This window comes from Belliella kenyensis, from assembly GCF_022549675.1.
GTDB classification, from domain to species: Bacteria; Bacteroidota; Bacteroidia; order Cytophagales; family Cyclobacteriaceae; genus Belliella; species Belliella kenyensis.
In genome coordinates this window covers 172872-185217 of the sequence record NZ_JAKZGR010000005.1, presented here as the reverse complement: position 1 = coordinate 185217, position 12346 = coordinate 172872, and the positions used below count along the sequence as shown (strand labels likewise).

Here is a 12346-nt window from a genome sequence, read left to right as displayed (position 1 = left end):
GATGAAGGGAGTATAAGGTGAAGTGATCAAAAACTAGTATTATCAGTTAATAAAACAGATTAGTCAGTAAAAGTTCTAAAAATGTTAAATTTAAGCTGAATATTACAAAACTCAACGACCCATGTATAATATGATCAATGCTAAGAAATTACCTCTTTTCCTTTTCTTACTTTCGTGGGCATGCAAAGACCCTTCAGCACCAAGTCCAGTTTACCCAATCCCCACAGAGAGACAGTTGATTTGGCATAAATTGGAATACTATGGGTTCATCCATTTCAATATCAATACATTCACAGATATGGAATGGGGTAAGGGAGATGAAAATCCTGCCATATTTGATCCATCCGCATTGGATACCCGACAATGGGCAAAAGTCGCTAAAGAAGCTGGAATGAAAGGACTTATCATCACAGCTAAGCACCATGACGGATTCTGCCTTTGGCCCTCAAAATACACAGAACATAGTGTGAAAAACTCTCCTTGGAAGGATGGAAACGGAGACCTTATCAAGGAATTGGCAGAATCTTGCAAAGCGGAAGGCATTGGTCTAGGAATATACTACTCCCCATGGGATAGAAATCATGCTGACTATGGTGATGAAGCATATATTGACTATATGAAAAATCAGCTCACAGAGCTATTGAGTAATTATGGTGAGTTATTCGAAATATGGTTTGATGGCGCAAATGGTGGTACAGGATACTATGGAGGTGCAAATGAAGAAAGGAAGGTAGACAAAAGAGGGTATTATCCATGGGAAAGTATCTATGAGCTAGTAAGGAAACTACAGCCCAATGCAGTGATCTTTGGCGATGCGGGTCCGGATGTCAGGTGGGTGGGAAATGAAGAAGGACATGCATACCCTAGCACTTGGTCGAACCTCATGCGTGACTCTGTCTATGCTGGCATGCCTGAATACTCAGAAAAATATGCAAGAGGGCAGGAAAATGGTAGTCACTGGGTACCTGCTGAAGCTGATGTATCCATCAGGCCTGGTTGGTACTACCATGCTTATGAAGACCACAAGGTAAAATCTCTTTCCCATCTATTGGACATCTACTACAAGAGTATAGGACAAAATAGTGCACTATTGATCAATTTTCCAGTAGATAGGAGAGGACTGATACATGAAAGTGATGTGGATCAAATCATGAAGTTATCCACAAAAATTAAGGAAGACTTTGAAATCGACTTGATAAAAAATGCCAAACTGGTTGCGAGCAATGAGCGCGGAAAAGGTTATGAGGCAGACAAAGTTCTTGACAATGAATGGGAAACCTATTGGGCAACGGAAGATGGAGTGGTAAATAGTAGCATAGAAATAACTTATCCACAAAAAATCCGCTTCAATAGATTCCTGATTCAAGAATTCATTGCATTAGGACAACGTGTCAAAAGCTTCAGCCTGGAAATCCAAACAGATGAAGGTTGGCAAGAAATCCATCAAGGTACCACTATCGGGGCAAAAAGCATTCTAAGACTAGATGACCATTATACTGACAAAATCAGGCTGAGCATATTAGACGCAAAAGCTTCTCCAGCCATATCCAAGGTTGGTGTATTCGATGCACCAAAACTATTGGTTCAGCCAGTTATCCACAGGGATAAAGAAGGGAAGGTACGTATGGAAATTCCGGAATCTGGTGTGGACATCTATTACACCCTCGACGGTACTATTCCCAGCAAATCAAATGGAGAGCAATATACCGCCCCATTCATCCTGAAAAACGCAGGCAAAATCACAGCCATTTCAATCGACCAAAATAGTGACAACTCCAGCGAAACCCTTACCCAGAATTTTGATATTGCAAAATCGAATTGGAGGGTCATTCATGACGATCCAAACTCAATAAACATTATAGATGATGATCCTAACACCAATTGGACTAATCCAAAAAATGAAGTTAGCATAGACCTGGGAGAACTTATCCACATCACTGGTTTTGATTATTTACCTCCTCAGGGACGTTATTTTGGTGGATTGATATTCAAGTATAAGTTTAGCGGAAGCTTAGATGGAAAAAATTGGCATGATTTGGCAATTGGTGAATTTTCAAATATCCACAATAACCCCATCAGGCAGGAAGTTCGATTTGAGAAGGCCCAATCCCGGTTGATTAAATTGACAAGCTTGGAGACATGGGACGGAACTGCTACACAGTATGCAGAAATCGGAGTGCTTACTCAAGAATAGGGGGTGTGGCGAAATTATTGCACCTGAACAGTCTTTGTATAAACTTCATATTTGTTATTATAAAAAACCCACGACTCAATGGTAAGGCTAGCGGGTTCATCTAGCATGGGAACATTGGTCTTTCCTCTACCTCTATGCATGGGTACTTTTGGGTTCAAAAACTGTGGCTTATATAGATTGACTTCATGAGATTCGAATCTTTCAGGGGTAACACTATCATGAGGGTTTCTAGATACTTTGACATCTTTTAGGAAATACTCATGTTTAGCTTTATTATTTTTCAAAGCAAAATCATTTTGTTTGGTTAGAAATACCAACATACCATTCCCTACTAGTTCACCTAAATTCGTATTATCTATAGTATTCCTATCATAAAATACATCTATGCGATCAATTTGAGATAGTTCTAAACGCAATAATTCCTCTAAACTAGCTGCCTTATAATAATCTATCAGAATTATAGGTTTTCTATTGAAGTTCACCCTATCATCTGTGATATCCACAATTCTAAGCTCTTTCACCTTTTCTTTTCGATTTTTTCGAAACCTTGTTTGGACTACGATGTTTTTAAGAAACGATTCCACGTCTTCAAATGGGACATATTCATCGATAACATAAGATATATCAGGAATAAAAGGGGAACCTAAACTGGAGACTTTCTCTGCCTGTAAGAAATGTTGGTGATATATCTTTCTATTGATTTCCCACTCCAAGAATTCATCAGAAATTTCAATGTCTATTTTATCATTTTTAAAATTTCCAGGGAATGTTTCTTTTGCTGTAACATCCCATGGTCTATAAACCAGCATGGGTACATACTCAGGTTCTAAATCAGTTTTTTTATTATTTATCGCAGTGGCTAGACTAGTTGATTTTGAACCTGAATTTACTCTACGCCAATTTGGATCATTAATTACTTCTAATAATTTTTTTACTCGTTCAGGTTCAGAAGGTTTTATCCAAATTGATGCATTCTCGGATTGATGATCAAAACCTTGTAAATTGATTTGAAATGATCTACCTGTTTTCACAGCAAGTGGTGAATTTATATTTCCCCCACCGACATTGAATTGATTATGTTCATATTCCCAAACTAGCGTTCCTTGTGAGTCGAGTACGCTAATTTGAAATTTATCATATTTTTGATATAGTTCTTTATCTAAACTTACTTTTGCCAGTTTTTTAAAGTCAAACTGTTCTATCAAGTCCACATTGGTGTGGGTTAAAACTTTAAAATCTTGACCTTCATTATCATCTATTTCTAAAATAAAATCTGATGGATTCCACCAAAATTTGCTTGGATCAAGTTTAAAAGTTTCATTTTGAAAAATCACTTGAAGAGGTTTGTCAAAAGCTACAGTAGAATAATAGTCCCTTGACCCTTTGACATCTTCTAAAATTTCTAGGGAGTTTCCGTCTTGGTCTAGAATTTCGATATTCTCAGAGGATGGAGAAGTATGGAAAATGGAAAGCTTACCAGACCTAAAGGGAGGAGCCTGATAAAAAAAAGATGCTTTAAAAGCACTCGATTCTATTGTTGGGTTTTTCACCAAAAAATGCTTTTTCCCTATTGGGTAGTCTTGAAAATTAGACATCCATTTGGAATATACGACCATCGTATAGAGCCCTTCGATAGCATTATCTGGTAAGATGATATCTCCGTAGGCTATTTTATCTGAATCTAACAGTATCTTTTCTTTGTAAATATTATTATTTTCAGAATCGTAGATTTCAATATAAGCCAACTTACTGTGGAGGTAGCTTTCATGGTTTCGAATCAATTTAATTACAAACCACAACCTATCTCCAGCAAGAAGTAGGTCTTGATTAGTTGTAATGACAAAATTTTCCAGATTTTCTTTAAATATGGTTTCCTGCTGGCGAGCAAGAGATCTATTGAAAATCAAAAGAAAGAGAATTATGAAAAGGTATTTATAGTAATTCATCATCGAAAGGGTGTTGGAGGAACTGTGGTGGCATCTCTATAAAATTCAGTACATGTACCTCCTACAAGAGGTGGTGTGTCAAGTTTATGTTCAAGATCTAAAGACGCTGCCCTTATTTCACTTCTTGAAATTAACTTTTCAAAATTTGATTCTTGAAACACAAAGAAATTACCAAGAACTATCGTGTTTCTCGAATTTGTTTGGGTCCTGATGTTCCCTTTTATCCTAAATGGCGCTGTGTCAAAGATACTTCCTGTATTTTTTTGCTGTTCATCAATTTTCATTAGATACCGGAGGTTGTTATCGGATATTGTCCGTACAGATGTTTCTACAGCAAATCTCCCAAGTGAAGATAGTGGTATTGATCCTATTGAATGTTGATAGGACTTGTTCTGAAATACTTCATTGCTAAGTAAATTCATCCTATTAAATATATTTGGCACTCGTGTGTAGCATGTACAGGCACAATTGTCATTTTCAGAAAAAGTGAAGTCCTCCGATATACCACTTGTCATGAACATATAGCCGAAATCACCAATACCGGGATCTGTAAAATTGGCAAATATATTTACAAAAGTGCGAGTCTGAGTGATATTGACCCCTGTAGACATGATGACCTCCAACCTTTCGAAAGCTGTTTCTGAGATTGAATCCAACACTACTGTTGGTGGCATAACTTCGAAATCACTAGAAAACGATTCTCCATTTGTCAGCTGAAAAACTAACTGATAAGACATGCCAGGAACAGGATCAATATAGTTCTGAGGAACAAAATCAATAGAATTCGGGATTGGAACAAAATTCATTCTTTGCCCATTTAAATCCTGAATATATAGAGATGTGACATTAGCTTGCCTGTATCCTGGGTTTAGAACGCCTGACTGATACATTTCAGAATAGTACAATCGGATTCTAGTATTTTCTGGTAAATTTCCATACCAACCATCTACCACTAGCTGTGAACTAAATTCAGAGATAGGGATAACAACTTCGTCTATACAAGAATTCACGAAAATACTTGCAAACAACAGGGCGAAGATTAAGACTACTTTTCTCATCTAAATGTAAAGTTATAAGTGATAGAAGGGATTATAGTTCCTATAACAGCAAGTCGATATGATCTTGGGACTGAGCCAGCCATATCTGGTTGGAAAAACCAAGAAAACGGATTTCTTCTCGCATATACATTATAAAATGCAATGGTGATATTACTTTTGTAGTGACTTTCTCTCTTTTGGTTTCCATCAAATGTCACTCCAAGATCTAATCGATGGTAGTCAGGTATCCTAGCTTGATTCCTTTCTTGGTAGTCAACCACAATACTTCCGTCAATATTGTAAATACTACTTGGAAGGGTGATAGGCCTGCCAGTCCGATAGTTGAATGTTGCTGAAAATGATACCCTCCTTAGCGGCTTGTAATTCAATAGTACATTCAGATCATGTGGCTGATCCCAATTTGCTGGAAAATAATTACCTTGATTAACGACCTCTTCTTCAAACTCACTTTCTATGATTCTCATCGTTCTACTAAATGCGTAAGAAACCCACCCGTTTAGTTTACCGGATTTTTTCTTAACTAAAAGCTCACCACCATAGGCATGACCTCTTCCCATTACTAAAGATGTCTCTAAGGCTGGATTCAGTATAAGTTGAGCTCCGTCCCTGTATTCAAGTAAGCTCTGAAAATCTTTATAATACACTTCAAATGATGTTTCTATTCTATCATGATCAAAATTCCTATATGCCCCTAAGGCATATTGCCAACTTTCCTGTGGCTTGACATAATTGTCAGATAGTTTCCATAAATCAACAGGTGCTGATGCAAAATTATTTGAAAGTAAATGCAAGTATTGAATACTTCTATTAATTGATGCTTTCAAGGACCCGTTTTCCCCGACATTGTACCGAAGTGCTACTCGTGGTTCCCACCCACTGTACCGTTGATAAACTTCTCCTTTTCGATAACTAATCGTGTCTTGAATTCTTTCAATTTCTCTAGCAGCCCCTTCTTCATATTTATAAACATCTCTTTGGCCCAATGCAAAAAATCCAGAATACCTTAGACCAAGTTGTGCTTCAAGTTCATTATTAATTTTTATAGGATATTGTGCGAATATGCCACTTTCAATAGCTCTTTCCGATTGTATACTCCGAGGAATCACTAGAGAATTTTGAGAAATTGGGTTCAACTCCCCCATGCCCATAAGGTATTGATTGACTTGATATCCAAATTCAAATCCTTCAAATTTTTCTCCAAACCATTCGAAATCGTGATGAAGTCCTAAGTATTGAATATCTGATAACAATTCAAAATCTAAAGGTGGAATTTCGCCCAAAACTGAATATTTATATCCCGAATAGCCCAAAGTCAAATCTGAGGCTAGGTTTTCGCCCCATATTGAATTCCACTTTAAACTTGCCAAGTCAGACTGCCATGTATATGCTGTATCACTGCCAAACCTAAAATAATCTTGACTTTTATAAAGGCTCAATGACAATCCATTTTTATCATTTAATTGATGATCTATTCTAAAATTAACATCATAAAAGTAGGTACTACTTACCTTTAATTGAGCATTGGGAATTCTATGCATGATCCAATCAGGATATGCGTATCTTCCAGTAGTCATGATTTGCGTATTTTTTGAAATTGGTCCATTTATACCTAATCTACTTGATAGTAGACCGATACCTCCTTCGCCTACCCATTTTTTGGGATTTCCTGATTTTGTCTTAACATCAAGTACTGAACTCAATCTTCCACCATATTTCGCAGGAATGTCGCCTTTAAATAGATCAGCTTCCTTAATAGCATCTTGATTGAATATAGAAAAAAAGCCAAACATGTGAGATGGATTGAATACTGGTACTCCGTCCATTAAAATTAGATTTTGATCAACCCCTCCTCCTCTGACATTAAACCCAGAAGCTCCTTCTCCTACTGTTGTAACCCCTGGGAGCATCAGCATTCCTTTCATCACGTCTACTTCACCTAGCAATGGAGGAAGTAACTTAAGCTCTTCTATAGACACTCTATTCAACCCCATAGAAGTACTTTTTACATTGTAATCTATTGCTCTATCGGTGACTGTGACCATCTCCAACTCACTCGTAGATTCAAACAATGTAACATCAAGTTTTAAGTCTTGATATACCCGTATGATTTTTCGATCAGTCTCTTTTCCCAAGGAACTGAAATAAGCAATATATGTTCCTTCTGGTAGTGTTGCTGAAAACTCACCTTTTTCGTCTGCCTGTTCGCCTAATTCTAGTTCTGGAATGGTTATCAAGGCGCCTGGTAGTAAAGTTTTCGACTCATTATCTCGAATTATACCAGTCACTTTATGTGCTTGGCCACTTTTTGACTTTGTACCGTTGGTTCTTCGTTTCTGATAATCTTCTCTTAATCTTTTTGGATAAATCACAGCATATTTATTACCAATGATAAAGTAAGAGAATTGGGTATTAGCTATTATTTTATCTAAAATATCATCACTATTATCTGAATAGGAAATCTTATTCAATCCGCTTAGATCGTTCGTATGAAACAAAACTCTTATTCCCGTTTTGCTTTCATACCGATAAACCAAATCTTTAAAAAATTCCACTTGCGATTGCTCATTCTGTGCAAATGCAAATCCATTAATCACTATTAAAAATAGAATGGTAAGTATTTTCTTCATTGGGCTTTCTCTCGAGCGGTTTTTTTACTAGACGTTATAACCTTGGAATTTAAAAAATAAAAGAGGTAAATGGACTAAGTTTAATTTAATCGGCTTTATTAAATGAAGAAAGGGGTCTAAAACCCCTTTCTTCATTTAATAATTTTTATAATTATTTTCTATTCGCTCTTTTCATAGGATTGTCTCCTGATGATGCCCCTCTTGCACCTGAAGTGCTCTTGAATAGCTCAAATCTGTTAGGAGTGAAAGTTCTCGGCCAATAATTATTTGTCTCATCAATATCTGCCGTTTCACGATATGGATCTAGCACTATACTTTTGACTTCTTTTTTCTTTGCAAACACCTTGCTAACCTCTTTCTCATTCAGACGCCAAATTTCCGCTGGAATACGCTCTACCTCCGTACTTCCATCTGTGTAATTAAATTGAATGATCAAAGGCATGACAAGGCCTCCTTCGTTTCTGAACTTCATTTCATAAAAATTCAAACCACTATTCAGCAATTCTCTTTCCTTGGAATTGAGTTTATCCATGAATTCTTTATAAGCTTTCTCATCTTCAGGGGTGACAGAAAATGGATTATAACTATTATAGAAATCTCTTGTGGTTGGATCACTTTCGACAACTGTCTGCGGTATATCCTTGGCGTTGAAAGTTTTTGATATGTAAGTCTCTTCCACTTCAAAATCTCTCTTTGCAGCAGCTTTTTTCTCGGCAGGGGTTCTGTTGTCTAGCTTGTACCAATTGACATGATCTATAGCAATGTCTACTGGATCAGTTCCAAAGAACCAACCTCTCCAAAACCAATCTAAATCCACTCCAGAAGCATCTTCCATAGTTCTGAAAAAATCCTCTGGCGTAGGATGTTTGAACATCCATCGCTGTGAATATTCTTTGAAAGCAAAATCAAAGAGCTCTCGTCCCATGATAGTCTCTCTCAAAATGTTTAATGCAGTTGCTGGTTTTGCATAAGCATTCGGTCCAAATTGGATGATGTTCTCTGAGTTTGTCATGATAGGCTCTAGAAGACTAGGATCGCTAGCCATGTATGGTGCAATCTTGTGAGCTGGCCCTCTTCTAGATGGATATCCTCTATCCCACTCTTGTTCTGCCATGAACTGCATGAAGGTATTCAATCCCTCGTCCATCCATGACCATTGTCTCTCGTCAGAATTGACGATCATTGGGAAGAAGTTATGACCTACTTCATGTATAATCACTGAAATCATTCCATATTTCACAGCATCTGTATATGTACCATCACTGTCAGGCCTACCATAATTGAAGCAGATCATCGGATACTCCATACCATTGCTTGCCTCCACCGAAATCGCAACTGGATAGGGATAATCAAATGTTTTTTCGGAATAAGACTTGACGGTGTGGGCTACTACCCGAGTTGAATATTGCTCCCAAAGTGGGTTGCCTTCTTTCCCGTAGTAGGACATTGCCATGACGTCTTTGCCACCTTGTTTCACGGCCATGGCATCCCAGATGAATTTTCTGGAAGAAGTCCATGCAAAATCACGAACGTTTTCTGCATGGAATATCCACGTTTTCTTTTCTTTTGACTTGCCTTTTTCTAGACGCTCAGCTTCAGCTTGAGTTCTGATCACCACTGGTTTATCATAGGAGGTTTTTGCCTGATTCCATCTTTGAAGCTCAGTGGAGGAAAGCACCTCTTCTGGGTTCTGTAGTACTCCAGTAGAGCCTACCATGTGATCAGCAGGGACAGTGATTTTGACTTTATAATCTCCAAAGGTCAAAGCAAATTCTCCCCGACCTACAAACTCCTTGTTCTGCCATCCTTCAAAGTCAGAATAAACAGCCATTCGCGGAAACCACTCTGCTAAGGTATATAGGTAGTTGCCGTCTTTTTCAAAAAACTCATACCCCGGACGTCCACCTATAAAGCTCATCCTATCGTGAATGTTGAAATTCCAAGCTACAGTGAATTCAAAAGTCTCTCCAGATTTCAAAGGCTGAGGAAGGTCTACTCTCATCATGGTATTGTTGATGGTAATATGAAGATCATCCCCATCCATTGTTTTGACGTGATTGATCTTATATCCAAGGTCTTCATCATGCCATAAAATGTTTTCCAGCTGTCTTAGGTTCATCCTTGGACTTATGCTACTTTCAGCCATTTTGGGAGTTCTTGAGTCAGCCGCTCGTTCATTTTGATCTAGCTGTATCCATAGATACTTCAGTTGATCTGGAGAATTGTTATAATATGTTACTTTTTGCCAACCTTTTATGGATTGTTTTTCATCATCTAATTCTACTTCGATTTCGTGATCAGCTTTTTGCTGCCAATACATGTGACCAGGAGCTCCTGATGCTGTTCTATAGACATTAGGAGAACGAAGCATAGGGCCAAGTTGCTCAAACCGCTCGGCATGATTTCTTTGTGCTGACACGCTCCAAATACATACAAAACTCAAGCATAGTAAAATTATGTTTTTCATAAATCTAAATTTTGAATAAGCTGTAGACCAAATTTTCATTTTATGATTACAACTTCTTGTAAATTACAATATTTCTGCTGTTTTGGAAATGGTTTTTTTTCAAAACAGTTCCAAAATTCTTTCAATGGATTCTTGATTGTATAAGAAAGTATTCTTTCACATTTTACCAAAACTTCGTGTCGATCATCATCATTATAGACATACCGAGCACTATGGCAGAAGTAACCAAGGTCCACTCTTTTCTATTGACACCCAAAAGGCCTACTATCAAAGAGGAAGAAATTAAGAAAATCGCAACAATCAACAACTGACCTACTTCTAATCCAATATTGAATGCCAAAAGAGGCTGAAAAATGGAAGCTTCTCTACCTAGTAATGACCGCAGGTAGTTTGAAAAGCCAAGTCCGTGAATCAACCCAAAGAAAATTGCAAAGATATAGTTCAATTGAATACCTTTGCTGGAACTTGGCTTTGGCTTAATGATATTTGCTAATGCTGTGATAGCTATGGTCACTGGGATCAGGAACTCTATCCAATTAGCATTAACTCTCAAGATATTCAATGTGGCCATGGCAAGTGTAATCGAGTGACCTATGGTAAATGCTGTAATTAAGATGATGATCTTTTTCCAATCCCTTGCTAAATAAATTGCACACAAAGCAATCACAAATAGGATGTGGTCAAAACCGTTGATATCAAGAATATGCTTATACCCTAACTCAAAATAAAGTCTAAATTGACCCATATTTGACTAATTAAATTTAAATAAATTTATAATACATTTTTCGGAGCGTAATTATAATGCATAATTTGCACAAAAAGTAGAAAACTACCTTACAAATGGTTTACAATTACATTTTGATAATATGGTTAGGATGGAAGGCAGTGTTTCATCCATTTTATATCAGCCTAACTGATATCCGCTTCAATGAAGAGGAACTAAGCTTAGAGATAGCACAAAAAATTTTTTGGGATGACTTGGAAATTAGCCTATCAAAAACATTTGATAGCAAGGTAGATTTTATCAAGCCTGAAAGCCCAGAAAGGTTAGAAAATATGGTGAAAAAATATCTTCTCACCCACAATCAAATAATTGTAAATGGAAAAGAGCTTAAATTAAGCTATCTAGGCTATGAAATAGAAGAAGATGCTGCCTGGTTTTACCTTGAAGCGAGAGTGCAAGAAAGACCTAAATCAGTAAAAATCAAAAACACTTTATTGATTAAGGAGTTTCAGGAGCAACAAAACCTTGTGAATTTCTACTTAAGCAAAAGGCCTAAAAGTATAATTTTACACAAAGAAAAAACGAATGGCAATTTTCAATTTTAAGGTTTTGCCATTTTTGCTATCAGATTATGTCTGTGCAATCTCCTGACAATATTACGCATCAAGTGATTGTGGATCACATCATAACCACTCAGTGAGGAGCCATTCACTCTAAAATTGCCCATCCAAACAACCTCTAGGGTATCTTTGTCTAGCAAAAAGCAATTGAAACTAGCGTTATCAGATACCCTTGTATTTCCATTGACAATCCTTACATTCTGCCAATAATTTCTTTGGTCTACTACTAATATACCTTTGGAATCATCATTTTCTAACTTTTCCATGTATTCTTCAAAACTTACATCCGCTTGCACTTCAAAATAATCTTCCATAAACCGTAATGGAGTTGGTTGAAAATTCCTTGACATGCTTCTCTGGTATTGTTCTCGTATTTTTGTGCTAGCTAGCTTATTGAAGTTTGGTTTGATTGAATTATTATAAAAATCTTCAGATAATGAAGTGAAGTCAATACCACCACTGGATGTGACTACCACAAGCGATGTGAAGAATCTAGGCTCTTCGATAACTTTGTTTTCGGAGACTCTTACAGTGGCACAGGATGAAGCTAAAAGGATTGTTATGGCTAAGTAATAAATTTTCTTGATCATAAATTTGTATACTGGAATTTTGCTCTCAAGGTTACAATATTGCATGTTTAACTTACAAAAAGGAATTAATCAATAGAAATAATTTTTTTGGATCAAAGAAAATTTAAAAGTCTATAAAAA

8 protein-coding genes are annotated in these 12346 nt (G+C 36.9%); 2 read left to right on the top strand and 6 right to left on the bottom strand.

What is annotated here, in order from left to right:
• Nucleotides 1-121: 121 nt before the first annotated feature.
• Nucleotides 122-2194: an alpha-L-fucosidase gene (locus tag MM214_RS07070; RefSeq protein WP_317208428.1), complete on the top strand. Its 2073-nt coding sequence runs from the start codon at nt 122-124 to the stop codon at nt 2192-2194.
• Between the two features lie 14 nt (nt 2195-2208).
• On the opposite strand, the gene MM214_RS07065 is transcribed toward MM214_RS07070, so the two are convergent.
• From MM214_RS07065 to MM214_RS07045, 5 genes are all read right to left on the bottom strand, one after another.
• A complete protein-coding gene (locus MM214_RS07065) occupies nt 2209-4143 on the bottom strand; it encodes a hypothetical protein (RefSeq protein ID WP_241293741.1) in 1935 nt (644 codons plus the stop codon).
• On the bottom strand, nt 4140-5198 hold the full coding sequence (locus MM214_RS07060) for a DUF4249 family protein (RefSeq protein ID WP_241293738.1): 1059 nt from the start codon (nt 5196-5198) through the stop codon (nt 4140-4142). The genes MM214_RS07065 and MM214_RS07060 overlap by 4 nt, the downstream gene beginning before the upstream one ends.
• On the bottom strand, nt 5195-7825 hold the full coding sequence (locus MM214_RS07055; protein WP_241293736.1) for a TonB-dependent receptor: 2631 nt from the start codon (nt 7823-7825) through the stop codon (nt 5195-5197). Before MM214_RS07055 ends, MM214_RS07060 begins: the two co-directional genes overlap by 4 nt.
• A 151-nt stretch (nt 7826-7976) precedes the next feature.
• On the bottom strand, nt 7977-10292 hold the full coding sequence (locus MM214_RS07050) for a M1 family metallopeptidase (protein ID WP_241293733.1): 2316 nt from the start codon (nt 10290-10292) through the stop codon (nt 7977-7979).
• 163 nt (nt 10293-10455) lie between these two features.
• The gene (locus tag MM214_RS07045) at nt 10456-11037 is read right to left on the bottom strand and encodes a HupE/UreJ family protein (RefSeq protein ID WP_241293730.1); all 582 of its coding nucleotides are present in this window, start codon (nt 11035-11037) and stop codon (nt 10456-10458) included.
• 95 nt (nt 11038-11132) lie between these two features.
• On the opposite strand from MM214_RS07045, the gene MM214_RS07040 reads away from it, so the two are divergent.
• Nucleotides 11133-11621 carry a DUF6702 family protein gene (locus tag MM214_RS07040; RefSeq protein WP_241293727.1) on the top strand — a complete coding sequence of 163 codons (489 nt, stop codon included), beginning with the start codon at nt 11133-11135 and terminating at the stop codon, nt 11619-11621.
• On the opposite strand, the gene MM214_RS07035 is transcribed toward MM214_RS07040, so the two are convergent.
• The gene (locus MM214_RS07035) at nt 11618-12226 is read right to left on the bottom strand and encodes a hypothetical protein (RefSeq protein WP_241293724.1); all 609 of its coding nucleotides are present in this window, start codon (nt 12224-12226) and stop codon (nt 11618-11620) included. The genes MM214_RS07040 and MM214_RS07035 overlap by 4 nt on opposite strands.
• Nucleotides 12227-12346: the final 120 nt, after the last annotated feature.